The 24,704-nt window shown below is 65.0% G+C and carries 22 protein-coding genes and 1 tRNA gene; 12 read left to right on the plus strand and 11 right to left on the minus strand.

Features of this window, described 5'->3' with window-relative positions:
* Positions 1–51 precede the first annotated feature (51 nt).
* From LLW23_RS01010 to LLW23_RS01030, 5 genes are all read left to right on the plus strand, one after another.
* On the plus strand, positions 52–405 hold the full coding sequence (locus LLW23_RS01010; protein WP_228946940.1) for an endonuclease domain-containing protein: 354 nt from the start codon (positions 52–54) through the stop codon (positions 403–405).
* On the plus strand, positions 402–1,193 hold the full coding sequence (trpA, locus tag LLW23_RS01015; RefSeq protein ID WP_228946941.1) for a tryptophan synthase subunit alpha: 792 nt from the start codon (positions 402–404) through the stop codon (positions 1,191–1,193). Before LLW23_RS01010 ends, trpA begins: the two co-directional genes overlap by 4 nt.
* Positions 1,190–2,050: an acetyl-CoA carboxylase, carboxyltransferase subunit beta gene (gene accD / locus LLW23_RS01020; RefSeq protein ID WP_228946942.1), complete on the plus strand. Its 861-nt coding sequence runs from the start codon at positions 1,190–1,192 to the stop codon at positions 2,048–2,050. Before trpA ends, accD begins: the two co-directional genes overlap by 4 nt.
* 164 nt (positions 2,051–2,214) lie before the next feature.
* Positions 2,215–3,555: a bifunctional folylpolyglutamate synthase/dihydrofolate synthase gene (locus tag LLW23_RS01025; protein WP_228946943.1), complete on the plus strand. Its 1,341-nt coding sequence runs from the start codon at positions 2,215–2,217 to the stop codon at positions 3,553–3,555.
* A gap of 69 nt (positions 3,556–3,624) precedes the next feature.
* Entirely contained in the window at positions 3,625–4,056 is a 432-nt protein-coding gene (locus LLW23_RS01030; protein WP_228946944.1) for a DUF6628 family protein, read from the plus strand.
* On the opposite strand, the gene LLW23_RS01035 is transcribed toward LLW23_RS01030, so the two are convergent.
* The 5 genes from LLW23_RS01035 to LLW23_RS01055 all read right to left on the minus strand — a co-directional run bounded on the left by LLW23_RS01035 (position 4,046) and on the right by LLW23_RS01055 (position 9,421).
* Entirely contained in the window at positions 4,046–5,395 is a 1,350-nt protein-coding gene (locus LLW23_RS01035) for an AmpG family muropeptide MFS transporter (RefSeq protein WP_228946945.1), read from the minus strand. The two genes, LLW23_RS01030 and LLW23_RS01035, sit on opposite strands and share 11 nt — an antisense overlap.
* Positions 5,396–5,494: 99 nt before the next feature.
* Positions 5,495–5,571 (minus strand) — tRNA-Asp (locus LLW23_RS01040).
* A 24-nt stretch (positions 5,572–5,595) separates the two neighbouring features.
* Positions 5,596–6,843: an AI-2E family transporter gene (locus tag LLW23_RS01045; protein WP_228946946.1), complete on the minus strand. Its 1,248-nt coding sequence runs from the start codon at positions 6,841–6,843 to the stop codon at positions 5,596–5,598.
* Positions 6,844–6,891: 48 nt separating this feature from the next.
* Positions 6,892–7,584, minus strand: coding sequence for a Crp/Fnr family transcriptional regulator (locus LLW23_RS01050; RefSeq protein ID WP_333473786.1), 693 nt, complete (start codon positions 7,582–7,584; stop codon positions 6,892–6,894).
* 73 nt (positions 7,585–7,657) lie between these two features.
* Positions 7,658–9,421, minus strand: a complete 1,764-nt coding sequence (locus LLW23_RS01055; RefSeq protein ID WP_228946948.1) for a class I adenylate-forming enzyme family protein — start codon at positions 9,419–9,421, stop codon at positions 7,658–7,660.
* Positions 9,422–9,519: 98 nt separating this feature from the next.
* Between LLW23_RS01055 and LLW23_RS01060 the strand changes: the two genes are divergently transcribed.
* The 6 genes from LLW23_RS01060 to LLW23_RS01085 all read left to right on the plus strand — a co-directional run bounded on the left by LLW23_RS01060 (position 9,520) and on the right by LLW23_RS01085 (position 18,334).
* The gene (locus tag LLW23_RS01060; RefSeq protein WP_228946949.1) at positions 9,520–10,743 is read left to right on the plus strand and encodes a serine hydrolase domain-containing protein; all 1,224 of its coding nucleotides are present in this window, start codon (positions 9,520–9,522) and stop codon (positions 10,741–10,743) included.
* Positions 10,744–10,868: 125 nt separating this feature from the next.
* Complete coding sequence (locus LLW23_RS01065) at positions 10,869–12,899, plus strand: 3-hydroxyacyl-CoA dehydrogenase NAD-binding domain-containing protein (protein WP_228946950.1); 2,031 nt, start codon at positions 10,869–10,871, stop codon at positions 12,897–12,899.
* A gap of 49 nt (positions 12,900–12,948) precedes the next feature.
* The gene (locus LLW23_RS01070; RefSeq protein WP_228946951.1) at positions 12,949–14,133 is read left to right on the plus strand and encodes an acyl-CoA dehydrogenase family protein; all 1,185 of its coding nucleotides are present in this window, start codon (positions 12,949–12,951) and stop codon (positions 14,131–14,133) included.
* Between the two features lie 51 nt (positions 14,134–14,184).
* Positions 14,185–15,312: an acyl-CoA dehydrogenase family protein gene (locus LLW23_RS01075; RefSeq protein WP_228946952.1), complete on the plus strand. Its 1,128-nt coding sequence runs from the start codon at positions 14,185–14,187 to the stop codon at positions 15,310–15,312.
* A 174-nt stretch (positions 15,313–15,486) separates the two neighbouring features.
* Complete coding sequence (locus LLW23_RS01080) at positions 15,487–16,389, plus strand: acyl-CoA thioesterase (protein WP_228946953.1); 903 nt, start codon at positions 15,487–15,489, stop codon at positions 16,387–16,389.
* 115 nt (positions 16,390–16,504) lie between these two features.
* Entirely contained in the window at positions 16,505–18,334 is a 1,830-nt protein-coding gene (locus tag LLW23_RS01085; protein ID WP_228946954.1) for a DUF885 domain-containing protein, read from the plus strand.
* Positions 18,335–18,345: 11 nt separating this feature from the next.
* On the opposite strand, the gene queE is transcribed toward LLW23_RS01085, so the two are convergent.
* The 6 genes from queE to LLW23_RS01115 all read right to left on the minus strand — a co-directional run bounded on the left by queE (position 18,346) and on the right by LLW23_RS01115 (position 23,655).
* Positions 18,346–18,978, minus strand: coding sequence for a 7-carboxy-7-deazaguanine synthase (gene queE / locus LLW23_RS01090; RefSeq protein WP_228948423.1), 633 nt, complete (start codon positions 18,976–18,978; stop codon positions 18,346–18,348).
* 1 nt (position 18,979) lies between these two features.
* Positions 18,980–19,678 carry a 7-cyano-7-deazaguanine synthase QueC gene (gene queC, locus LLW23_RS01095; protein WP_228946955.1) on the minus strand — a complete coding sequence of 233 codons (699 nt, stop codon included), beginning with the start codon at positions 19,676–19,678 and terminating at the stop codon, positions 18,980–18,982.
* Between the two features lie 671 nt (positions 19,679–20,349).
* Positions 20,350–21,258 (minus strand): Hsp33 family molecular chaperone HslO, encoded by a 909-nt coding sequence (hslO, locus tag LLW23_RS01100; RefSeq protein ID WP_228946956.1) that lies wholly within the window; start codon positions 21,256–21,258, stop codon positions 20,350–20,352.
* Positions 21,259–21,304: 46 nt separating this feature from the next.
* The gene (gene argF / locus LLW23_RS01105; protein ID WP_228948424.1) at positions 21,305–22,222 is read right to left on the minus strand and encodes an ornithine carbamoyltransferase; all 918 of its coding nucleotides are present in this window, start codon (positions 22,220–22,222) and stop codon (positions 21,305–21,307) included.
* Positions 22,222–22,443: a hypothetical protein gene (locus LLW23_RS01110; RefSeq protein WP_228946957.1), complete on the minus strand. Its 222-nt coding sequence runs from the start codon at positions 22,441–22,443 to the stop codon at positions 22,222–22,224. The genes argF and LLW23_RS01110 overlap by 1 nt, the downstream gene beginning before the upstream one ends.
* Before the next feature lie 21 nt (positions 22,444–22,464).
* Positions 22,465–23,655 carry an aspartate aminotransferase family protein gene (locus LLW23_RS01115; RefSeq protein WP_228946958.1) on the minus strand — a complete coding sequence of 397 codons (1,191 nt, stop codon included), beginning with the start codon at positions 23,653–23,655 and terminating at the stop codon, positions 22,465–22,467.
* 187 nt (positions 23,656–23,842) lie between these two features.
* Here LLW23_RS01115 and LLW23_RS01120 point away from each other — a divergent pair, with 187 nt between their 5' ends.
* Entirely contained in the window at positions 23,843–24,673 is an 831-nt protein-coding gene (locus LLW23_RS01120) for a TIGR00266 family protein (RefSeq protein ID WP_228946959.1), read from the plus strand.
* The last annotated feature ends 31 nt before the right edge of the window (positions 24,674–24,704 follow it).

The raw sequence follows: 24,704 nt of genomic DNA on the forward strand, positions 1-24,704 counted from the left end.
GTTGGGAGAGGGGCAGTGCGAGACGCGGAGTTAATCAGCCGAGCCAAGCAAATGCGCACCCAAGCAACCGAACCCGAAACCCGCCTCTGGCTAGCCCTACGAGCCGGCCGCCTAGCCAGCATAAAATTCCGCCGCCAGAAAGTAATCGGCTCCTACATCGTCGACTTCGCCGCCCGCGAACCAATGCTCGTTATCGAAGTCGACGGCGATACGCATGGCACTCGCGCGAGATATGATGCAGAGCGAACCCGTTTTCTCGAACAATCAGGTTATCGTGTAATGCGGTTCAGCAACTCGGACGTGATGACGAACATGGAAGGTGTACTCCTGACAATCATCGCGGCGACCGCTCCTGCAACTGCCCCTCTCCCAACCCTCTCCCCTGAAGGGGAGAGGGCTATATGACCCGCCTCTCCACCGCCTTCGCGCAAGTCCACCCCGCGCTCGTCACCTTCGTCACCGCCGGTGACGGCGACACCCCCGCGATCCTCGACGCGCTCGTCGCCGGCGGCGCGACCGTGATCGAGCTCGGCATGCCCTTCACCGATCCGATGGCGGACGGCCCCGCGATCCAGGCCGCCAACATCCGCAGCCTCGCCGCCGGCACGACGACTGCCGATATCCTGTCGATCGCGCGCAACTTCCGCACGCGCCACCCGGACGTGCCGCTCGTCCTGATGGGCTATGCCAATCCGATGCTGCGCCGCGGGCCCGATTGGTTCGCCGCCGCCGCGCGCGATGCCGGGGTCGATGGTGTGATCTGCGTCGACGTGCCGCCCGAGGAGGATGACGCGCTCGGCCCCGCGCTCCGCGCCGCCGGGATCGATCTGATCCGCCTCGCGACGCCAACCACCGATGTCGCGCGCCTCCCGCGCGTGCTCGATGGCGCGTCGGGCTTCATTTATTACGTCTCGGTCGCCGGCATCACTGGGCTGCAGCAGGCCGTGCAATCGTCGATCGAGGAAGCCGTCGCGCGGCTGAAAGCGTCGACCGACCTGCCGATCGCGGTCGGCTTCGGCGTCCGCACGCCCGATCAGGCGCAGGCCATCGCGCAGGTCGCTGATGGCGTTGTCGTCGGCTCGGCGATCGTCGAGCTGGTCGCCAAGCACGGGCTGGACGCGCCCGCCGCGGTGCGCGACTATGTCGCTACACTCAGCGCCGCGATCGGCACTGCGCGAAAGGTTATGGCATGAGCTGGCTCTCGAGCGTCCGCACCGCACTCGCCTATGTCGTCCCGGCAAAGAAGGACACGCCCGATACCCTGTGGCACAAGTGCAAGGGGTGCGGGACGATGGTGTTCACCAAGGAGTGGGAGGAGAATCTCTCCGTCTGCCCGTCGTGCGACCATCACGGCCGGATCGGCCCGGCCGAGCGGTTCGCGCATCTGCTCGACGAAGGCTTCATCGATATCCTGCCCGCCCCGCGCGCGACGGAAGACCCGCTCAAGTTCCGCGATTCGAAGCGCTATGCCGACCGCCTGAAGGCCGCGCGTACCGAAACGGGCGAACAGGATGCGTTTCTCAACGCGCGCGGCACGATCCTCGGCCACAAGGCGGTGATCGGCGTGCAGGATTTCGCCTTCATGGGTGGCTCGATGGGCCAAGCCGTCGGCGAAGCCTTCGTGCAGGGCGTCGAGACGGCAATCGCCGATCAGGCGCCCTATATCGTCTTCACCGCCAGCGGCGGCGCGCGGATGCAGGAAGGCATTCTCAGCCTGATGCAGATGCCGCGCAGCACCGTGGCGATCCAGATGCTCCACGATGCCGGCCTGCCGTATATCGTCGTGCTGACCGATCCCACCTCGGGCGGCGTGATGGCGGCCTATGCGATGCTCGGCGACATCCACATTGCCGAGCCCCGCGCCACGCTCGCCTTCACCGGCCGGCGCGTCATCGAGAACACGATCCGCGAAAAGCTGCCCGACGATTTCCAGACGAGCGAATATTATCTCGAACACGGCCTGATCGACATGATCGTCCACCGTAAGGATCTGCGCGAGCGCCTGGCAACGGTAATCGGCTATCTCTGCGCCAGCCAGAAAGCGGCGTGATCTAAAAAAGAAAGCCCTCTCCCCTTCATCGGGATCCCATCAAAGTATTACTTTGATGGGGCCCTCTGGGGAGAGGGTTGGGAGAGGGGCAGTAAAAGGCCGGTACTTCCACACGACTCCCCCTCTCCCCAACCCTCTCCCCTAAAGGGCAGAGGGAGTAACTCATGCCCGATCACGCACACTCCACGAACCCCGCCGTCCAGGCGCAGCTCGACCGCCTCTGGTCGCTCTCCCCCGGTGCCGACGTGCTCGGCCTCGGCCGCATCACCGCGCTCCTCGCACGCGTCGGCGATCCGCACCTGCGCTTGCCCCCCGTCTTCCACGTCGCCGGCACCAACGGCAAAGGCTCCACCTGCGCCTTCCTCCGCGCGATGCTCGAGGCCACCGGCGCGCGCGTTCACGTCTATTCCAGCCCGCACCTCGTCCGCTTCAACGAACGCATCCGCCTCGCCGGCCGGCTGATCGAAGACGATGCGCTCGCCCCGCTCCTCGCCGAGGTGCTCGACGCTGGCGGAGATATCGGCGCGAGCTTCTTCGAGGTCACCACCGCCGCCACCTTCCTCGCGTTCGAGCGCACCCCCGCCGACGCCTGCGTGATCGAGGTCGGGCTCGGCGGGCGGCTCGACGCGACCAACGTCGTCCATCCCGTGATGACCGGCATCGCCGGCCTCGGCATCGATCACGAGGCATTCCTGCTCGCCGAGGAAGCGGGCACCCCGACGCTCCCGATCGCGCGTATCGCCTTCGAAAAGGCCGGGATCGCCAAGCGCGGCATCCCGCTGGTCACCCAGGCTTACGATGCGCCAGCCGCCGAAGCCGTCGCCGTGGTGGCGCGCGACCGCGGCGCTGAACTGCTGTCCCGCGGCACCGCGTGGGAAGCGACAGCTGACAGCACCAGCCTGATTTACCGTGACCAGCACGGCGAGCTTCGCCTGCCACTCCCCACGATGGCCGGCGCGCATCAGGCCGACAATGCCGCGCTCGCCGTCGCGATGCTGCGCCATCAGCACGCGATCGACGTCGCATCCACCGCGCTCGCAACCGGCATCGCCGCAGCGCAATGGCCCGCACGGATGCAACGGTTGAACGACGGGCCGCTCGTCCGCCTGCTCGGCGCGCAACCCCCAGGCGGCGTATGGCTCGACGGTGCCCATAACGTGTCCGCCGCCGAAACGATCGCAGCCAGCTGGCCGCAGAACGGCACCACGGCGATCATCGTCGGCATGCTCGCGAACAAGGACGCAGGCGGCGTAATCGAGCGCCTCGTCCGCATGTCGGCCGACACGCGGCTGATCGCCGTCCCGGTCCCCGACCACGCGCACCACGATCCGGCCGCGCTGGCCGAAATCGCGCTCACTGCCGGCGCGACCGCCGCAACCCCCGCGCCGTCAATCGAGGAAGCGTTCCGAAGCCTTGCGCCGCACCCCGGCGAGCGCGTCCTCGTCGCCGGCTCGCTTTACCTCGCCGGCGAGGTGCTCTCGCTGAACGACGAACTCCCCGACTGACCCTAATAGTTGCGATTGACTTGCAATAGCGAACTGGCGATCATGGCGGCGCGAGAGGAGTCGCCCACCATGACCATGTCTGCCCCTGCCTCCCTGGCCGCCCTGCCCCACGCCCTGCCGGCCTGCCACAACGCCCGCATCGCGCTGTTCGCAATGCGCCGCATGGGCGGCCACGGCCTCGCCGATGCGCATGTCACACGTGTGATGATCGAGAACTTCGGCGAACGCTTCCGCCGTCCCCTCCTCCTCGTCCGCGCGCTGATGGCGGACATGGCCGCCGCTGCCGCCGGGCCGATCGCAATCGCCCCCTGCTGCTGCCCGCGCATGACTCACGCCGAAGCCACGCTGCTGACGATCCTCTCAAGAGCGGAAACCGCGCCCGATGTCGCGCGCCTGCTGCTCGCCGACCTGCTTGGCATCCGCAGTGTCGATGGCGTCCTCGCCAGCGCGGCGGCGGTAGCAGCGGCCTTCGCCGACGAAGGCCGCCCGATTACGGCGTGAGCTTTTGGGGCGTCCCCGGCACGTCCACGTCGTCTAAAGTGGTCTGTCGGGATCGCTCGACCACGAAGCCCTGCTTCCACAAGATCCACAGCAGGATCAACCCCGGCAGCGCGACGACCATGGTCAGCAGCCAGAACCCGACCCAGCCGAACGCCTCCGCGGCATAGCCCGACGGCGTCGACAGCCACGTCCGCCCAACCACCGCGAACGACGACAGCAGCGCGAACTGCGTGGCGGTGTAGGCCAGGTTCGCCAGCCCCGAGAGATACGTCGCGAACACCGTCAGCCCGATGCCGCTCGTTACTTGCTCGGTCGCCACAGCGATGAACAGCCAAGTGTTCGAATGCCCCTTCGCCGCCAGGATCGCGAACGTCGCGTTCGACAGCATCATCAGCACGCCCGACACGAACAGCGCGCGCCCCATGCCCAGCCACGCGAGGAACGGCGCACCGATCGCCGTGCCGACGAGCAGTCCCCACAGCCCCACCACCTTGTTGATCGCGATGAACTCGGTGTCGGAGAAACCGAGCTCGACGATCATCGGGTTGAGCATCCCCTGCCCCATCGCGTCGCCCAATTTGTAGACCAGCACGAACAGCAGGATCAGCACCGCGCCACGCCGGCGGAAGAACTCGCGGAACGGGCTCACCACCGTATCGGTGAACCAACCCGCGCCGCCGCGCGCCGTCACCTGCTCGTGCAGCCCCGGTCCCGCCCAGAATGCGGCAATGATCGCCGGGATCAGGCACAGCGAGGTCAGCCCATAGCCAAGCGCCCAGCCAAGCCCCAGCCCCTCGGAAGATGCCACCGCGATCGTCCCGACCCCAGCGATGAAATTGCCGGTCCGGTACCCGAACTGGTTCATCGCCGTGCCATGCGCGAGTTCCTCGTCGGGCAGGATCTCGATGCGATAGGCGTCGATCACGATGTCCTGCGTCGCCGACAGGAACGCCGTCATGATCGCCCAGAAGGCGAACACGCCAAGGTGAAGCTCGGGCTGGCTCGCGCCGAGCATCCAGATCGATACGAGCAGGAACGCCTGGGTGAAGAACAGCCACGCCCGCCGCTGCCCGAACATCCGGGCCAGAACCGGCAGGCGCACGCGGTCGATCAGCGGTGCCCACAGGAATTTCAGCGTATACGGTGTGGTCAGGCCGATCGCGAAGCCGATCGTCTTCTTGTCGATGCCGACCTTCGCCAGCCAGAACGTCATCGTGCCCAGCAGCAGCGTCAGCGGAAACCCGCTCGAGATGCCGAGCAGAAACGCGGCCACCGGCCGCGGCCGAAGATACGGACCCATCGCCGCGCCGAACCCGCGCCGCGCTACCGCTTCAGACATTTACGCAAGCTCCCCACGCACTCGATCAATCAAACTACCGAGAAATCGCCGGGAGGTAAGCCCTTCCCGGCCGTCTGCGATCATTGCCACCATAAAGGGTGGCGCGAGTGACGGGGCTCGAACCCGCGACCTCCGGCGTGACAGGCCGGCGCTCTAACCAACTGAGCTACACCCGCTTGGACCAGCGTGGAGGCGCGCCACTATGCGACCGGCGCTGGGCTGTCAACGCTCGGGTCGCCGCTTTTTTCGCCGCGCCGGAATCGTCCGCGCGGTTGGCGCACCAGCGTGCCGTGCTCGAACAGGAAGCCCGCGATGTCGGGTTTGCCCGCGGCGCCGATGATTGTCTGGATGATGATCAGCAGCGGCACTGCGAGCAGCGCGCCCGTCGTTCCCCACACCCAGCCCCAGAAGCTCAGCGACACGAGGATCAGCACTGGGTTGATCGTCAGCTTGTGCCCAATGATCAGCGGCGTCACCACGTTCGCTTCGACCAGATGCAGCCCGTACATGATCGCCGGCGCCGCCAGCGCGGTCCAGATGTCGGAAAAGGTCATCAACCCGCCGATCGCCACCAGCAGTGCCGCGATCACCGGACCGAAATAGGGGATATAATTGAACAGCGCGACGATGCCGCCCCACATCAGCGGGAACGGCATGCCCAGCAGGTACAGCCCACCCGCTGTGGTCAGTCCGAGCACGATGTTAATCGCGGTGATCGTTCCGAGATAGCTCGACACATCATCGATGACGTCCTGGATCACGCGCGCGGTCGCCATCGCGCCGCCGAAGCTTTCCCGATTGGTGATCATCTTCGCGCGGATGCTCGTCCAGCCCGACAGGAAGAAGAACGTCACCAGTACGGCGTAGAGCACCTGGATGATCACACCGGGAGCCGACGTCGCGGCAAGCTCGAGGATCGAACTCGGCGGCGCGACCGCAGTGGTCGGGGATTGCGGAACCGGCGCCGAGGCGAGCTGGCGCAGCGTCCGGTTCGCATACCGCTCAAGGTTCGAATACAGATCGAGCAGCGGCGCGAGATTCTCCTGGATCCGCCCGATCCGGGTCGGCAGCAAGCGGAAGAAGTCGATCGCCGGCACCACGATCGCCGCCAGCGCGACGTTCGCCGCGACCAGAAAGAGCAGAACACAGAACAGCGCCGCGATCGCGGAGGGCACCCGCCGCGCTTCCAGCCATTCGAGCAGCGGGATCAGCGCAATCGCCACCACCAGCGCGGTCGCGGTCGGGATGAAGAATTCCGCTCCCGACTTCAGCGCGAACGGCAACCCCATCGTCAGCCCGATACCGGCAAGCAACGTTAGCGCGGCAAGCAATCGGTCTCGTCTCAGCGCGACGCGCGGATCCTCGCCCGGAAACGTAGACGACGACACCGGCGGCGGCGCCTCCGGAGATTGCTGCGGCAACGCGTCGTGGGGCAAAACATCGGCCATAATCAGTGACCGTAGCGAGGCTTGCCGCGCCCGACTAGCCGGCCACTGTCAGCTGAGCGACGCCGTCCACGGACCCTGCTCGAGATAGAGATAATCCGCCTCGAACTCCCCCAACCGCGCGAGGCGCTTGAAGTCGGCGATCTGGACCCTGCCCTTGGCGACCGTCGCCAGCCCGTCCTCGCGCAGCCGCCTGATCACGCGATTGACGTGGACGCTCGTCAGGCCGACCGCCTCGCCCAAGTCCTGTTGCGTCATCGGCAGCTCATACGCGCCGTCCTCCGCTCGCTCGACCGCGGACATGCGGCAATAAGTTTCACACAGGAAATGCGCGAGCCGGCCGATCGCGTCGAGCCGCCCGATCCGGAAGATCCACTCGCGGTGCAGCGCAGCGTCCGTCATCGTGCTGAACCATAGCAGGCGAGCGAGATGCGGCCGTTCCGCCATGATCTCGTCCAGCCGTTCGTGCTGCACGAACGCCACCGTTGCCTCGGAGATCGTCGCCACGTCGTGATCGATGTAGCGCGTCGGATAGCTGTGCAGATCAACGAAATCGCCCGGGATCTGATAGGATAATAGCTGCCGATAACCGTCGCGTGCGTCCATGTAGCGACACATGAAGCCGTCGATCAACAACGTGCTTTTATACAGCCGGTCGCCGCGTCGCGACATGATCGTGCGGGCCGGGAATGTTTCTACCCGCTCGAATGCAGCTTCCAACGCGGCAATCTCGTCTTCCGCCATCTGCGACCGGCGTCGACCCCTTAGAAAATCCTTCGAGTGCATCTCACGTCTCTCGTTTCGAACCTGTACCGTCTTACGCGGCAGCGCGATCCTCGAAATAGGCCTTCAAGTCACGCTTGAGAATTTTCCCGTTGGCATTGCGCGGCAGCATCTCATCGCAGAAGCGGATCGCCACCGGCACCTTGAACGCCGCGAGCCGCGCGCGCACCCAGGCCTGAAGCTCCGCCTCGCTCGCCGTCGCGCCCGGGGCGAGATGCACCACGGCAGCTGGCTCCTCGCCCAGCGTGCGATGCGGGATGCCGATCAGCGCGCAGTCGGTGACCGCGGGATGATCGTAGAGGACGTTCTCGATCTCGCTCGAATAGATGTTCTCACCGCCGCGGATTACCATGTCCTTCGCGCGATCGATGATGAAGCAGAACCCTTCCTCGTCGATCCGCGCGAGATCGCCCGTGCGCACCCAGCCGTCCACGAAAGTAGCGGCGGTCGCCTCGGGCTTGTTCCAATAGCCCTTCACGATCATCGGCCCGCGCGCCCACAATTCGCCCACTTCTCCGGTAGGAAGTTCGCGCACGCCGTCGGCGTCCATGATCTTGAGATCGGCAACCGCCACAGCCGGGCCGCAGCTTTCGGGGCGATGAATATAATCCTCCCCCGAATGCGTCGTCACCGTCGCGGTCGTTTCGGTCATACCCCAGCCGTTGCCTGGCGCGCTCTTCAGATCGCTGGCAATCTTGCGCACCAGCTCGGGAGCAGACGGCGCGCCGCCATAACCGATCGTCTCCAGGCTGGAGAGATCGTAGCGATGGCGTTCCGGGTGCTCGAGCAACTGCCAGGCGATCGTCGGCACCCCGCCCGTCGAATTGACCTTCTCGCGCTCGATGATCTCCATCGCGCGGACCGGCTCGAACTTGCGCATGTAGATGATGGTATGGCCACCCGCCATCGCACCCATCAGCCCGGCCGACAGCGCCGTCGCGTGGAACAGCGGGATAACGGTCAACGCCACCTTCGGCACCGGCTCGGGCAGCGGATCGCCGCGCCGCAGGATGGTACGCGCGGCGGCAAAGCCGGTCGACAGGATATTGGTCATGAAGTTGCGATGCGTGCCCAGCGCGCCCTTCGGCTTGCCGGTGGTGCCGCTGGTGTAGAGGATCGTTGCCTCGTCCTCGGGCAGCAACTCGACCGGCGGCAACTCGCCCGCTGGCAACGACGGCCAATCGTGCGGCGTACCGATCACATCCTCAAGTCGCTCCGCGCCGCCCTCTTCCTCGATAACAAGCGGGCGCGCGGCGCGGCCGACCAGCACGCGCTCCAGCATCGGCAGCGCGGCCCGCAGCGGCGCGATGCGTTCCCACCGCTCGTCGTCCGCGATCAGCACCTTGGCGCCTGAATCGGTCAATCCATAGGCGAGTTCCTCTCCGGTCCACCACGCGTTGAGCGGCACCGCGATCGCCCCGAGTGTCGTGATCGCGAAGAACCCGACGATCCATTCCGGCAAGTTGCGCATCGCGATCGCCACGCGATCACCCTTGGTCACGCCGCCGCGCACAAGATCGGCTGCCAGCGCCGCGACGGCGCGAAATTGCGCGTCGTAGCTGACCCGCTCATCTTCGTAGATCGTCGCCAGCCGGTCGCCGTGGTTTCGCGACAACACGAGCAGCGCGGCCATATGCGGCGGCGCGTTCTTCCACACGCGGGTCGGCACCCCGCGGATGTCGAGCGTCTCCATCTCGAACTTGGCGCCCGGTGCGGTAAGCGCGGCCCCGGCCTGTGCGACGGACATCGCCGGCCATGACACGGCCGTTGGTTGCGTAGCCAAGACGATTTCCTCCATCGCTAAATTCAGAAGCTTCGATCCCATGTTAGGATTGATTCAAGGCCCGCTCAAGCGATAGGGAGAAACCGAATTAGAAACGGGGGTACGGAGAGGCCATGAAGATCGCAACGCCCGAGAAGCATGGATTTGACGGCAAGCGGCTGGCGGCCATCGATACGTTCCTGAAAGAACGGTACCTTGATGCGGGCGAGTTCCCCCACGCTCAATTGCTCGTCGCGCGCGACGGCAAGATCGTCCATTTCTCGTCGCAGGGCGCAGCGCGCGAAGGCAGCAGCAAGCAGATCGACGAAACCAGCCTGTTCCGCATCGCCTCGATGACGAAGCCGATCACGTCGGTGGCGTTCATGATGCTGCTCGAGGAAGCAAAGGTCGCGCTCGACACCCCGGTCCATCACGTACTGCCGGAATTCAAGAAGGTCGGCGTCTATGCCGGCGGCGGCGCAGGCGTGCCGTTCATGACCAAGACCACTGACGAGCCGATGCGGATGGTCGATCTCCTGCGCCACACCGCCGGCCTTACATATGGCTTTCAGAACCGCTCGAACGTCGACGCCGCGCATCGCGAGCTGAAGCTCGAAAATTGGCACGGCAACCACGATCTCGACAGCTTCGTCGCCGAGCTCGGCAAGCTGCCGCTCGAATTCTCGCCCGGCACCAGCTGGAATTATTCCGTTGCCACTGACGTGCTCGGCGCGGTCGTGCAGCGCGTGTCCGGAATGTCGCTGCCCGACTTTTTCGAGAAGCGCATCTTCAAGCCGCTCGGCATGAACGACACCGGCTTCACCGTGCCCAAGGACAAGCTCGATCGCCTCGTCGATTGCTACACGCTGATCCCCGGCAAGGGTAAGGTGATGTTCGATCGCGCCACCGAGAGCATGTGGTCGAAGCCGTTCAAGCTCGTCTCGGGCGGCGGCGGGCTGGTCTCGACCGCGCTCGATTATCAGCGCTTCTGCCAGATGTGCCTCAACGGCGGCGAGCTCGATGGCACGCGCATCCTCGGTCGCAAGACGATCGAGTTAATGACTCAAAACCACCTGCCCGGCGGCGCGGACCTGTCGGCCATGTCGAAATCGCTGTTCAGCGAAACGCAGAACGCCGGCACTGGCTTCGGCCTCGGCTTCGCGGTCACGATCGACACGGCGCGCTCGATGATGCCGGGCAGCGTCGGCGAATATTACTGGGGCGGCATGTTCTCGACTGCGTTCTTCATCGATCCCGTCGAGCGCATCTCGATGGTGTTCATGACGCAGCTGTCGCCCAGCATGATCTACCCCATCCGCCGCGAGCTCAAGACACTGATCTATTCGGCGATGACTTAACGAAGCCCCGTTCCCCGGCGAAGGCCGGGGCCAAGTTGGAGGCCGCTGGTTGATGAACCCGCACCGCTTCCCGACGACCCTGATGCAACTGGACCCCGGCCTCGCCGGGGAACTAGGAGACCAAAATGACTTCCCCCGTCCGCTTCGAACGCCACGACGACATCCTCGTCATCATTTCAGATTCCCCCCCGGTGAACGCACTCGGCGCAGGCGTCCGTGATGGTCTCCACGCCGGCGTCAGCCAGGGCATCGCCGATCCCGCGGTGAAGGCGATGGTGATCCGCTGCGATGGCAAGACCTTCTTCGCCGGCGCCGACATCACCGAATTCGGCAAGCCACCTGCAGGCGCGTCGCTCCACGAAGTGATCGCGATGATGGATTCGAGCGAGAAGCCGATCGTCGCCGCGATCCACGGCACGGCGCTTGGCGGCGGCTGCGAAGTTGCGCTGTCGTGCCACTATCGCGTCGCAGTGCCCTCGGCGGTGATGGGGCTGCCGGAAGTAAAGCTCGGCCTGCTCCCAGGTGCCGGCGGCACGCAGCGCCTGCCGCGCATCGTCGGCGTGAAAGCCGCGCTCGAGATGGTCGCGATCGGCGATCCGATCCCCGCCAAGAAGGCCGCCGAAGTCGGCCTGGTCGACCGTGTCGTCGGCGAGGATAGCCTGGAGGCCGACGCAATCGCCTTTGCCCGCGAAATCGCCGACACGCGCCCGATCCCACGCGTCCGCGACAAGACCGTCGCCCCTGATCCCGAGGCAGTGGAAGCCTTCAAGAAGGCCAACGGCCGCAAGATGCGCGGCTTCGATGCGCCGGCCGCCAACATCGCCTGCGTCGTCGCGGCGAGCGAGCTGCCGTTCGACGAAGGCATGAAGTTCGAGCGCGATGAGTTCATGAAGCTGATGACGGGCACGCAGTCCGCCGCGCAGCGCCACCTGTTCTTCGCCGAGCGCCAAGCCGCCAAGATCGACGACATCGATCCCAAGACGACGCCGCTTCGCCCGATCAACAAGGTCGGCGTGATCGGCGCCGGCACGATGGGCGGCGGCATCTCGATGAACTTCCTGTCGGCGGGCATCCCCGTCACGATCGTCGAGATGCAGCAGGACGCGCTCGACCGCGGCACCGGCGTGATGCGCAAGAACTACGAGGCGTCGGCCGCCAAGGGCCGCATCAAGCCCGACGCACCCGAAAAGGCGATGGGCCTCCTCACCCCCACGCTCAGCCTCGACGATCTCGCCGACTGCGATCTCATCATCGAAGCCGTCTACGAGAACATGGACGTCAAGAAGGAGCTGTTCGGCAAGCTCGACGCCATCGCGAAGCCCGGCGCGATCCTCGCGTCGAACACCAGCTACCTCAACGTCGACGAGATCGCCGCCTCCACGAAGCGCCCCGAAGACGTGCTCGGCATGCACTTCTTCTCCCCCGCCAACGTCATGCGCCTGCTCGAAGTCGTGCGCGGCGAGAAGACCGCCAAGGACGTGCTCGCCACCGTCATGGCGCTCGCCAAGAAGATCCGAAAGGTCGCGGTGGTCGCCGGCGTCTGCCACGGCTTCATCGGCAACCGCATGCTGAGCCCGCGTCAGATCGAGGCCAACAAGCTCCTCATGGAAGGCGCCACCCCAGCGCAGATCGACAAGGTCCATGTCGATTTCGGCATGCCGATGGGCCCGTTCCAGATGGCCGACCTCGCCGGCGTCGACATCGGCTGGCACCGCGACCCCAGCCGCATCGAGAGCATCCGCGACGCGCTCGCCGCCGAAGGCCGCTGGGGTCAGAAGAAGAGCGCCGGCTATTACGATTACGACGAGAAGCGCAACGCCACCCTCAGCCCCCGCGCGCTCGAGATCATCGAGGAGTTCCGCTCGAAATCGAACCTCCCGAAACGCGAGATCACGGATCAGGAGATCATCGAACGCACGCTCTATTCGATGGTCAACGAAGGCGCGCTGATCCTCGAAGAAGGCAAGGCGCAGCGCGCCAGCGACATCGATGTGGTATGGATCATGGGGTACGGCTGGCCGGTATACCGCGGCGGCCCGATGTTCTGGGCGCAGACCGAGGGCTTGCCGAAGGTCGTGGCCGGGCTCGAAAAGCACGGCTTCAAGGTCGCCGAAAGCCTGAAGACCGCGGCCGAGAATGGTAGCCCGCTGAAGTGACATTCGCGCACTCCCCCGCGGGGGAGTGCAAGGCATATTGGAGAAACCAATGACCGATATTGACCAGTTTCGCACCGAGACGCGCGCATGGCTCGAGGCCAATTGCCCGCCCGAAATGCGCGAGCCGATGCGCTCGGACAAGGACACCGTCTGGGGCGGCCGCGACCAGAGCGCGATGACCCCGGCGCAGAAGCAATGGATGGACGCGATGGGCGCCAAGGGCTGGACCGTGCCCGACTGGCCCAAGGAATATGGCGGCGGCGGCCTCAGCCCCGCCGAGACGAAGGCACTGCGCGAGGAAATGGCCGCGATCCGTGCGCGCAACCCGCTGTCCTCGTTCGGCATCTCGATGCTCGGGCCGGCACTGCTGAAGTACGGCACCGAGGAGCAGAAGAAGGAGCATCTGCCCAAGATCGCGCGCGGCGAAATCCGCTGGTGCCAGGGCTATTCCGAGCCCAACGCCGGCTCCGACCTCGCCAGCCTCGCCACCAGCGCCGAGGACATGGGCGATCACTTCCTCGTCAACGGCCAGAAGGTATGGACCAGCTACGCCGATCAGGCCGACTGGATCTTCTGCCTCGTCCGCACCGACAAGACGAACAAGCACAACGGCATCAGCTTCGTCCTGTTCGACATGGCGACGCCGGGCGTCTCGACCAAGCCGATCCTGCTGATCAGCGGCTATTCGCCGTTCTGCGAAACCTTCTTCGACAATGTGAAGGTGCCCAAGGGCAATCTCGTCGGCACGCTCAACAAGGGCTGGGACGTCGCCAAGTACCTGCTCGGCCATGAGCGCGAGATGATCTCGAACATGGGCCTGGGCGGTGGCGGCAAGAACCCGCTGATCGACGGCGCGATCGCAACGGTCGGTCTCGATCACGACGGCCGCCTCGCAGATCCGCTGCTGCGCGCCAAGATCGCCGAGTTCGAAGTCCGCTCGAAGGCGTTCGCCGCCCAGTCCGAGCGCTTCATCGACGAGCTGAAGGCCGGTCGCGCGCACCCCGCACAGCCCTCGATGATGAAATATTACGGCACCGAACTGAATAAGTCGCGCTACGAACTCGTCATGGCGACGGGCGGTTCGGACGCGCTCGAATGGGAAAGCGAGCGCTCCGACGGCGGCCATTCCGCCCGCTCGTGGCTGCGCACCAAGGCGAATTCGATCGAGGGCGGCACCAGCGAAGTGCAGCTCAACATCATCGCCAAGCGCATCCTGGAACTGCCGGGGGCGTGAGCCAAACAAGCCCTCTCCCCTTCAGGGGAGAGGGAGCAAAAGGATGAATCGATGCCGCTCTACCTCAACGAAGACCAGACGATGCTGCGCGACAGCGCACGCGATTTCATCGCCGACACCGCCCCCGTCAGCCACATGCGCAAGCTGCGCGACGACAAGGATTCGACCGGCTTCAGCCGTGACCTGTGGAAGCAGTTCGCCGAAATGGGCTTCACCGGCATCCTGATCGACGAAGCGCAGGGTGGCCTCGGCCTCGGCCATGTCGAGGCCGGCGTCGTGCTGGAGGAAATCGGCCGCAACCTGTCGCCGTCGCCCTTCCTGCAGACCGCCGTTGCCGCCGTCGAGGCGCTCAAGGGCACGCCGCACGCCGATCGCTGGTTCCCCGGCATCATCGCCGGCGAGACCGTCGCGGCACTCGCGATCGATGAAGGCGCCAAGTTCCGCGCCTCGGTCGCGATGAAGGCCGAGCGTTCGGGCAACGGCTTCAAGCTCACCGGCACAAAGCAGTTCGTCCACCACGGCCATGTCGCCGACATGCTGATCGTCGCTGCCCGCACCTCGGGCTCGGCCGACGATCAGGACGGCGTCACGCTCTTTGCCGTGCCCAAGGACGCAGCCGGGATGATCGCCACCGCCGAGCGGCTCACCGACGCGAGCCTTGCCGCGCGCATCACGTTCGAAGGCGTCGAGGTCGATGCCGATGCGGTGATCGGTGAAGTCGATGCCGGCCGCAATCCGCTCGATCGCCTGCTGCGCGCTGGTCGTGCAGGCGCCGCCGCGGAGATGCTCGGCGTCGGCTCGGGCGCGATGGACATGACGGTCAGCTACCTCAAGGAGCGCAAGCAGTTCGGCTCGCTGATCGGCAGCTTCCAGGCGCTCCAGCACCGCGCCGGGCATCTCTACAGCGAGATGGAAGTCGCGCGCGCCGCAGTGCTCAAGGCACAGCAATTGCTCGATGCAGGCGACGAGCGCGCCGACGCGGCCGTCTCGGTCGCTAAGGCCATGACCGGGCTCGCCACCATGCTCAGCGTGCAGGAGGGCATCCAGATGCACGGCGGCATCGGCATGACCGACGAATATGACATCGGCTTCTACATGAAGCGCCAGCGCGTGCTCGCCGAGCTGTTCGGCGACGCCAACTACCACGCCGATCGCCTGGCCCAAGCCGCCGGCTATTGACGCAAGGAAGGGGGAGGCTCGCGTTCCCCCCCGAGGTATTGACGCCAATGCCCTCTCCCCTTCAGGGGAGAGGGTGGCCGAGCCGCAGGCAAGGTCGGGAGAGGGGCAGACGCGGCGTGGATTGTCCATGCCCCTCTCCCCGGCCCTCTCCCCTGAAGGGGAGAGGGAGTTAGAATGACCGAAGCCGCCACCCCAAACGCCCCCACACCTGAAGCCCTTGCCGCCGACCTCGTCGATCTCCTCGACGTCGAGGAGCTCGACACCGATCTCTATCGCGGCGGCCGGTCACGCGGCGGCGTCGGGCGCGTATTCGGTGGCCAGGTGATTGCACAGGCGCTGCAGGCTGCGCAGCGCTCGACTGAAGCGCCCAAGGTCGCGCACTCGCTCCATGCCTATTTCATGCGCCCGGGCGACGAGAACTTCCCGATCATCTACCGCGTCGTGCGGGATTTCGAAGGCCGCAGCTTCGCCACGCGCCGCGTCGTGGCAATGCAGCGCGGCGCGCCGATCCTGAACTTAGCCTGCTCGCTGCAGACGCCCGAGGAAGGCTTTCATCACCAAGACGCGATGCCGGACGTGCCACCGCCCGAGGAACTGCCGACCGAGGCCGAGCTGCGCGCGCGCGACGCGGTACATCTGCCCGAAAAGCAGCGGCTGATGGTCACGCGTCCACGCCCGATCGAGATCCGTCCGGTTTACCCGCGCAAATGGTTCAACCCGACGCCGACCGATCCGGTCCAGCACAGCTGGTTCCGCATCGTCGCGCCGATCGGTGACGATCCCGCGATGCACCGCGCGATCCTGTCCTATGCCTCGGACATGGCGTTGCTGGGCACGTGCATGCTGCCGCACGGCGTCAACTGGACGACGCCGGGCTTCCAGAGCGCCAGCCTCGATCATTCGATCTGGCTGCACGAGGATTTCCGCGCCGACGAATGGCTGCTGTACGCCACCGACAGCCCCTGGGCCGGCCACGCCCGCGGCATGAACCGCGGCCAGGTATTCACCCGCGACGGCCGCCTCGTTGCCTCGGTCGCGCAAGAGGGCCTGATCCGCCAGCGCACCCCCAAGGCCTGATCCAAAACCCCGTCATCCCGGCCTTGAGCCGGGATCCCGCTTCTCCCGCACCGATTCCGAAGAAGCGGGACCCCGGGTCGGGCCCGGGTGACATAGAGATGTAGAGGATGAAGCCATGACCATCGCCCGCCGCGACTTTCTGGTCGGCACCGCTGCGACCGCCGCGACGATCGCACTGCCCGCCCGCGCTGCCACCACCGCCGACACGGCCGCGCTCACAATACTAAACCGTCACGCCGAAGCGCTGCTCGCTGCCTATCCCGAAAGCGCCGCCTATCTCGGCCTCGACAACGGCGCGCGCATTGGCCTGAAGGCAAAGCTCACCGATCGCAGCGCCTCCGCCGAAGCTGCTCGCCGCGCAGGCGCCGCTACCCGCTTGGCGGAACTCGCGCGGATCGATCGCGCGGCACTGTCGCCGACCGTGGCGACTCACGTCGATACCGCGAGCGCTTCGCACGAGATCGCGCTCGACGGCTGGCGCCGCATGCCCGTCGGCGACATGGCGTTCCTGTCGAACAACAATTATCGCTCGACGCCCTACATTGTGACGCAGGGCAATGGCGCGTTCGTCGACACGCCCGATCTGCTCGAGAACAAGCATCTTGTCGCTACCAGCGCTGATGCCGAGGCGTATCTCGCGCGGCTCGAGGATTACGCCGTCCAGCTCGGCAACGAAACCGAGCGGCTGCGCGCCGATGCGGCCAAGGGCGTGCTGCTCCCCGCTGCGTTCAACGACATCACTGCCGCTCAGCTACGCGCCGGTGCCAGCCAGCCTGCGCGCGATCAGGGCATGATCCGCAGCTTTGCCGAAAAGACCCGCAAGGCCGGCCTCAGCGGCGATTGGGAGGCGCGCGCCACCGCGATCGTCGACCGCCGCATCGCGCCCGCGCTCGGGCAGCAGGCCGACACGTTCACCAGCCTGCGTGCCAAGGCGCCGCAGGATGCCGGCATGTGGCAGCTGCCCGACGCTGCCGACCGCTACGCCTGGCTAGTCGAAGCGAGCACCACCACGAAGCGCACGCCCGACGAGATCCATCAGTCCGGCATCGAGCAGTGCCGCGCCTATGCCGCCGAACTCGATCCGCTGCTCCGCGCACAGGGCCTGACGCAAGGCACCGCCGGCGAGCGGCTCGCCGCGCTCGGCAAGCGCCCCGATCTGTTGTTCGCCGACAGCGATGCCGGTCGTGCCGAGCTGCTCGCCTATCTCAACACGATCGTCGCCAAGCTGCGCCCGCGTTTGCCCCAGGCGTTCGGTAAGCTCGTCCGCGGCAACCTCGAGATCAAGCGCGTCCCGCCCGCAATCCAGAACGGCGCCCCCAATGGCTATGCCGGCCCCGGCGCGCTCGATGGCTCGACGCCGGGAATCTACTTCATCAACCTGCGTGACATGGCGACGTGGCCACGCTTCGGCTTGCCGACGCTGACCTTTCACGAAGGCATCCCCGGGCACATCTGGCAGGGTGAATATACCTTCGATCTGCCGCTGATCCGCACCCTGCTCGGTTTCAACGCTTATTCCGAAGGCTGGGCATTGTACGCCGAGCAGATCGGTGCCGAGCTCGGCTATTATGACGACGATCCGCTCGGCCGCATCGGCTATCTCCAGTCGATGAACTTCCGCGCCGCGCGGCTCGTCGTCGACACCGGGCTGCACCACAAGCGCTGGACGGTCGACCAGGCGATCCGCTGGATGATGGCCGCGACCGGCTACACTGAAAGCCACGCCCGGTCCGAGATCAATCGTTACTGCGTCTGGCCCGGACAGGCGCTCGGCTACAAGACCGGCCATAACGAGATCAACCGGCTACGCGACACGGCCAAGGCGACGCTGGGCCCGCGCTTCGACGTGCGAGGCTTCAACGATGCGGTGGTGCAGGCCGGCGGCATGCCGCTGGGCGTGTTGGCAACGGTGGTCGATCGCTGGGTGGCAACGCGGAAAGCTTGAGCGGCTCCGCGTCAGCGCAGGCCGAGCAGCTTGTGCGTTTGGAGCGACAGCCGCCACTGCGGCCGCTCCATTACCAGAGCCATCGCAGCCGCCTGATTGGCCTCGGCGTTGAGGTCATCGAGCGGTTGGAGAAGAAAGTGGCGGAAGTCCCAATCTTCCATCGCTGCCACGTCGCTGCCCGGCTGCGGCCAGACGAGCTTCAATTCGTCCCCGGTCCGTTGCACCGTCTCGCTGCCCGCCTTCGGGCTGATGCAGACCCAGTCGATCCCGGGATGCACCGGCAGCGTGCCGTTGCTTTCGATGGCGATGAAGAAACCCGCGGCGTGCAGCGCGTCGACAAGTGCGTCGTCGACCTGAAGCATCGGCTCGCCCCCGGTTAACACCACGAAGCGATCTTTTTCTGATCGACCCCACATCGAAACGACATTCGCGACGATCGAGGCGACCTCCGAGAATCGTCCGCCACCCAGCCCGTTTACCCTGACGAAGTCGGTGTCACAGAACCGGCAAATCGCGGTCGCGCGGTCCTGCTCGCGGCCCGACCACAGGTTGCACCCGGCAAACCGCACGAACACCGCGCGCCGCCCCGCCTGCACGCCCTCACCCTGGAGCGTCAGGAACATTTCCTTGACCGCGTAGCTCATTTCAAGGCGCCGGCGGCGCGACTGCATAGGCGGTAGGATCGGCCACACCCGCGTCGTCGAACCCCTTGTGGCGCAACCGACAGCTGTCGCACAGCCCACAATGCAGCCCCCCCGGCGCCGGATCGTAACACGACCAGCTAAGCCCCAGATCAAGCCCCAGCCGCATCCCCTCCCGCACGATGTCGGCTTTGGTCATGTGCTGCAACGGTGCGTAAATGCGGAAGGGTCTCCCCTCCACCCCCGCCCTTGTCGCGACCTCTGCAAGTGCTTCGAAACCGGCGATAAACTCTGGCCTGCAATCGGGATAGCCGGAATAATCCAGCGCATTGACGCCAATATAAAGCGCGCGCGCGCCGGCCGCTTCCGCCCACGAAAGCGCAAGACTGAGAAACACCGTGTTGCGCGCCGGCACATACGTAACCGGAATAGTGTCACCCACCCCCCCCTTCGGCACGTCGATATTGTCCGTCAACGCCGAGCCACCGAACGCCGATAGATCGATCGGCAGGACGATATGCCGCGCCGCGCCGAGTACCCGTGCAATCCGCCGCGCGGCTGCGAGTTCGATCTGATGCCGCTGGTTGTAGTCAATCGACAGTGCGAGCAACGGATGGCCGGCCTCACGCGCAAGCGCCGCCGACACCATCGAGTCGAGGCCGCCTGAAACCAAGGCGACCGCAGGGTAAGTTTCAAGCGTCATGATCGCGCGGCGGCTAGGCCTATCGATGGCCAGACGCAAGAAAAAGGCCGCACCGGCAATGCGGGCGGCCCAGGTAGCCCCCAAGGAGCAAAACTAGGGAGAGTGTGTGCTCGGCTAAAAGCACCGGCGAGCTTTAACCTTCGAAAGGTTACCACGACGCTAATTGCGACCTGACCTTACGCATGCCCCCCCCCGACGCGCCTCATAGTCCATGTCGAAGGGTGATCCGCCAGCCAGCCCCTGCGTCTGTATTCGAACAAGGATTGGTGATTGGGCATTCAGGGTCGTCCGGCCGTGACCGGCACCGGGACATGTATAGTCGATCGTTGCACTTCGCGGCCCAGCCGAGGCCACAAAGCGCGTGCACACCGTGGAAGCGTCATGATGAATTTGCAGAAGGAGGCTAGTATCGCTGATGCACATCGATCGCCCAGGTGCAGCGGAGCCAATCTCGTGCAAGGTCCAGTTTCCCGGCAACAACCGGTCGAGCACCTCTAGGCGCGGCTCTTGTGCGGCTACGATGGAAGAAGCTGCAATTAGCCCAGCCGCGACCAAGCGCGTAAATCGAAGCATGTCTTTTCCTCAGCCGCCGCGGCCTGGCGATCCTCAAGTCTCGCGAACACGAATCGCTTATAGCAGATTCGTTACGCCAGCGAACCAGCCGGCGACAATCATTCCATGAGTTCCTCGACGCGGATTGGGAAGATGGTGGAGCAAAATGCGCAGTCTACCCCAATGACCCCATTCTCATCGGCCATCGCGCGCTGTTCCTCGACCGGGAACTTGGCCAGCACAGATCGGATATGGTCAGGCGTGCAGCGGCACCCGCGCGCGACCGACATCGCCGGAAGCACTCTGACTTCATCTTCCTCGTTGAATAAGCGCCAAACCAACGCCTCGAGCGGCAACGCAGGATCGGCAAGCTCGTCGCTGCTCATCGTCGAACCAAACGCCTCGACGCGCTCCCATTCTGGGTGATCGAGTTTGGTGTGCAGCCGCTCGCGGCCATCCTCACCTTCGGGCAGATGCTGCAATAAAAGCCCCCCGGCGACGCACACGCCATCGTTCTTGGCAAAGCCGACTCGAACCAGCGTCGGGATCTGTTCGGATTGCGCGAAATAGCTTTGAACCGCGTCAGCAAGTCGACCGCCATCAAGCGGCACTATACCCTGATAGCGCTCGTCCGATGTCGCCATGTCGAACGTGATCGCCAAATAGCCCTGGCCAAAGAGCGCGAAGAGCGTTGGATCCGCCGGGCCATCGGCAAGCCGGTCAACGTCGAACTGAACATAGCCGCGCAGTTCGCCGGCGCGATAGTCGCATACCAGCAGCCGAACGACGCCCTGCGCACTCTGCGTCTGCAGCGTAAGTTGCCCGCCCGCGTCCTTCAGAGTTGAACCGACCAGCGCCGTCAGCGTCAGCGCCTCCGCCAGCAACGCTTCGATCGCCGGGGGGTAGGCATGGGCTGCAAGGATTGCATCGAGGACAGGGCCGAGCCGCACCATGCGGCCGCGCGCATGCTGAGCGGGAATGGTGAAGCCGATCGCTCGATCGAGATCTTGATTGTTACTGTGCTGCATATCCACCGGCTTCCTTACCGCCAGATGGATACGCCGCAGCGCGCGATCAACCGATCTGCCCAAAGCACCAGCGCAGGATGGCCTTTTGCCCATGCAGCCGGTTCTCCGCTTCCGGCCAAATCAGCGATTTTGGCCCGTCGATCACATCCGCGGTCACTTCCTCACCGCGATGCGCGGGCAAGCAATGAAGAAACTTGGCGTCGGGCTTTGCATTTGCCATCAGCGCGGCATCGACTTGGAACGGCATCATCGCGGCAAGCTTCGTCTCGGCATGCGCTTGGCCCATCGAGATCCAGGTGTCGGTAGCAACGATGTCTGCACCCTCGACAGCCTCACGCGCAGTGCCGACAACCCTAACCCGGCCTTTCCCTAGCGCGACCTCACTCTCGCTCGGCTGGAACCCCTGCGGGCACGCGGCAACGACGTCGAAATGCATCAGCCCCGCCGCCTCGATGATCGAGGCGAGCACGTTGTTGCCATCGCCCAGCCACGCGACCTTTAGGCCGGGCAGTGCTTTGCCCGCGTCGAGGATCGTCAGAAGATCGGCAATAATCTGGCATGGATGCGAAGCGTCGGTGAGCCCATTGATTACGGGCACAGAGGCGTGTGCCGCCATCTCCTCGACCTTCGCATGGTCGCCGGTGCGGATCATGATCGCGTCGACATAGCCCGAAACGACACGCGCCGTGTCGGCGATCGTCTCGCCGCGTCCGAGCTGCATCTGCCCAGCATCCATGACGATCGATTGGCCGCCCAACTGGCGCACCGCCATGTCGAACGACACGCGGGTGCGGGTCGAATTCTTTTCGAAGATCATCGCCAGCACGTGACCGGCCAGCGGCGCGTCGGCATCGACGCGCCCCTTCGTCCAGCCAGACCGCGCCGCCTTGCGATCCAGCGCATCTGCGAGGATCGCGGCGACGCCGTCCGCTCCCGCGTCCGACAGATTCAGAAAATGCCGGATCACCACTGGTCTTCGGGCGGCATCACCGACAGCATCTTCACGCTTGTTTCGGGCACGTAATGGTCGTTCGGCAGATTGTGGTGGCGATACCGCAACAAGCCATTACCCATGTGTTCAATCTCGCTGATCGGCGATTCCTTCAACGTCTCGGTCACCAAATGTACGCGGCGGCGCTGCGCGAAGCCTTCGTTGGCCGCCTCGACTATCTTGTCTGCCAGCACGGTTCGTCCCCCCTCCAAGGTTCAGTCGTCGCTAGCCGGCACAAAAACGCGCGCCGCCTCGCTAAGCTTCTCCACGCATTCCGCGACATGGCTCTCGTTGATCACCAAAGGCGGAAGAATGCGCACCACGTTTTCGCCCGCAGACACAAGTAGCAAGCCATGATGGTCCCGCGCGAATTCGACGAACCGGCGACTGTCGCTTTTTAGCTTGAGGCCGAGCATCAGCCCATGGCCACGCACACTGTCAAAAAGGTGATCATGGTTCGGGATCATCTGTTCAAGCGACTGGCGCAGCCGCTCGCCCATGCGCGCGACGTTATCGAGAAATCCATCCTCCAGGATCACATCGAGCACCGCCTCGCCGGCCGCCATGGCGAGCGGGTTGCCGCCATAGGTTGAGCCATGGGTGCCGATGACCATCCCTTTGGCCGCCTCCTCCGTTGCAAGGCACGCACCAAGCGGGAACCCGCCGCCAATACCCTTCGCCGCCGCCATGATGTCAGGCGTAATACCGTAGAGTTCGTGCGCGAATAGCTTGCCGGTGCGTCCGTAACCCGCCTGTACTTCGTCGAGCACCAGTAGCAGCCCATGCTCATCGCAAGCCCGGCGAAGCCCCTGGAGAAACTCCGGTGTCGCGGCGCGAATGCCGCCCTCGCCCTGAATCGGTTCGACAAGGAAGCCTGCGGTGTGCTCGTCGATCAGTGCAAGCGCGCCGTCAAGATCATTGAACTCGGCGTATTTGAAGCCCGGCAGCAGCGGCTCGAAGCCGTCGCGCATCTTGGCCTGGTTGGTTGCCGAAATCGTACCGATCGTACGGCCGTGGAACGCCATCGAAAACGTGATGAGGTCATGCCGCTGCGGGTTGCCATCGGCAAAATGGTAGCGCCGCGCGGTCTTGATGGCGCATTCTACCGCTTCGGCACCCGAGTTGGTGAAGAACACCGTGTCGGCAAAGGTATTGTCGACCAGCCGCTGTGCGAAATGCTCGCCTTGCGGGCTGCCGTACAGGTTACTGACGTGCATCAGCGTCGCGGCTTGGTCGGCAATGGCTTTGACGAGCTTAGAATGGCCATGGCCAAGCGCGTTCACCGCAATGCCGCTGGCGAAATCGAGATACCGCGAGCCATCCTCGCTAATCACGTGGCACCCCTCGCCTCGCACCGGCCGCACCCCGCAGCGGGGATAGACGGGCATGAGTGCGGTGATCGACACGAGGCGTCTCCTTGAAACAGCACGGGCGGCCCGAAGGGGACCGCCCATGTAACCTAGTAATGACCCTACACCAGAAGCGTCAATCGGGCTGATGGCAGCGAATATTGCTTCACGCCTCTTTCGCAGCACCGGCTCCATCGGCTATCTGTGTGTTAGTTCATCAACACAGACTCGATTGGAGCATCACATGGCTGTTGGTCCCTGGTCCCACGTCGCGCGCCCCGGCTCGTCGGACGGCATCGATTTCGAGATCAAGGGGCAAGAACTGCAATTCGTCGAGATCGAACTCGACCCCGGTGAGAGCGCGATCGCGGAAGCGGGTTCGTTCGTGTGGAAAGATGCGTCGATCGACATGACGACCGTATTTGGTGACGGCTCGGGCGGCGGCGATGGTGGGTTCATGGGCAAGCTGCTTGGCGCGGGCAAGCGCCTGGTCACTGGCGAGAGCCTCTTCACCACTGTCTTCACGCATCACGGCTCGGGCAAAGCCCGCGTTGCTTTCGCCAGCCCTACGCCCGGCTCCATCCTTCCGATCCGACTTGGCGAGATCGGCGGGACACTTATCTGTCAGAAGGATAGCTTCCTGGCCGCAGCAAAAGGGGTGTCGATCGGCATTGCCTTCCAGCGCCGCGTCATGACCGGCCTCTTCGGTGGCGAGGGCTTCATCATGCAGAAGCTCGACGGCGACGGTTGGGTGTTCGTGCAGATGGGCGGAACGCTGGTCGAGCGCGAATTGCGAGCGGGCGAGCAGATCCACGTCGATACCGGCTGCCTAGCTGCCTACACGCCGTCGGTCGATTTCGATCTCGAAGCGGTACGGGGCGTGAAGAGCATGATCTTCGGCGGCGAAGGCGTATTCTACGCCCGCCTTACCGGGCCGGGAAAGGTCTGGATCCAGTCACTACCGTTTGCACGACTTGCCGGTCGGATGGTGGCTGCGGCGGGCGGCACTGGCGGCAATCGCGGTGAAGGATCGGTGCTCGGTGAGCTGGGCGATCTGATCGGAGGAAATCGTTAGGGTTCGACTTCACCGCAGACGAACAGAGGCA

The sequence above is a fragment of the Sphingomonas radiodurans genome (assembly GCF_020866845.1).
Classification (GTDB): domain Bacteria; phylum Pseudomonadota; class Alphaproteobacteria; order Sphingomonadales; family Sphingomonadaceae; genus Sphingomonas; species Sphingomonas radiodurans.

Excerpts from the sequence above, each read along its gene's own strand:
- LLW23_RS01035 (WP_228946945.1), bottom strand. The coding sequence starts at position 5,395 with ATGTCTGAAGCGGTAGCGCGGCGCGGGTTCGGCGCGGCGATGGGTCCG.
- LLW23_RS01045 (WP_228946946.1), bottom strand. The coding sequence starts at position 6,843 with ATGGCCGATGTTTTGCCCCACGACGCGTTGCCGCAGCAATCTCCGGAG.
- trpA (WP_228946941.1), top strand. The coding sequence starts at position 402 with ATGACCCGCCTCTCCACCGCCTTCGCGCAAGTCCACCCCGCGCTCGTC.
- LLW23_RS01075 (WP_228946952.1), top strand. The coding sequence starts at position 14,185 with ATGCCGCTCTACCTCAACGAAGACCAGACGATGCTGCGCGACAGCGCA.
- LLW23_RS01085 (WP_228946954.1), top strand. The coding sequence starts at position 16,505 with ATGACCATCGCCCGCCGCGACTTTCTGGTCGGCACCGCTGCGACCGCC.
- LLW23_RS01025 (WP_228946943.1), top strand. The coding sequence starts at position 2,215 with ATGCCCGATCACGCACACTCCACGAACCCCGCCGTCCAGGCGCAGCTC.
- LLW23_RS01030 (WP_228946944.1), top strand. The coding sequence starts at position 3,625 with ATGACCATGTCTGCCCCTGCCTCCCTGGCCGCCCTGCCCCACGCCCTG.
- LLW23_RS01050 (WP_333473786.1), bottom strand. The coding sequence starts at position 7,584 with ATGGCGGAAGACGAGATTGCCGCGTTGGAAGCTGCATTCGAGCGGGTA.
- LLW23_RS01055 (WP_228946948.1), bottom strand. The coding sequence starts at position 9,421 with ATGGAGGAAATCGTCTTGGCTACGCAACCAACGGCCGTGTCATGGCCG.
- LLW23_RS01060 (WP_228946949.1), top strand. The coding sequence starts at position 9,520 with ATGAAGATCGCAACGCCCGAGAAGCATGGATTTGACGGCAAGCGGCTG.
- LLW23_RS01065 (WP_228946950.1), top strand. The coding sequence starts at position 10,869 with ATGACTTCCCCCGTCCGCTTCGAACGCCACGACGACATCCTCGTCATC.
- hslO (WP_228946956.1), bottom strand. The coding sequence starts at position 21,258 with ATGCAGCACAGTAACAATCAAGATCTCGATCGAGCGATCGGCTTCACC.
- queC (WP_228946955.1), bottom strand. The coding sequence starts at position 19,678 with ATGACGCTTGAAACTTACCCTGCGGTCGCCTTGGTTTCAGGCGGCCTC.
- queE (WP_228948423.1), bottom strand. The coding sequence starts at position 18,978 with ATGAGCTACGCGGTCAAGGAAATGTTCCTGACGCTCCAGGGTGAGGGC.
- LLW23_RS01080 (WP_228946953.1), top strand. The coding sequence starts at position 15,487 with ATGACCGAAGCCGCCACCCCAAACGCCCCCACACCTGAAGCCCTTGCC.
- LLW23_RS01120 (WP_228946959.1), top strand. The coding sequence starts at position 23,843 with ATGGCTGTTGGTCCCTGGTCCCACGTCGCGCGCCCCGGCTCGTCGGAC.
- LLW23_RS01010 (WP_228946940.1), top strand. The coding sequence starts at position 52 with ATGCGCACCCAAGCAACCGAACCCGAAACCCGCCTCTGGCTAGCCCTA.
- LLW23_RS01070 (WP_228946951.1), top strand. The coding sequence starts at position 12,949 with ATGACCGATATTGACCAGTTTCGCACCGAGACGCGCGCATGGCTCGAG.
- accD (WP_228946942.1), top strand. The coding sequence starts at position 1,190 with ATGAGCTGGCTCTCGAGCGTCCGCACCGCACTCGCCTATGTCGTCCCG.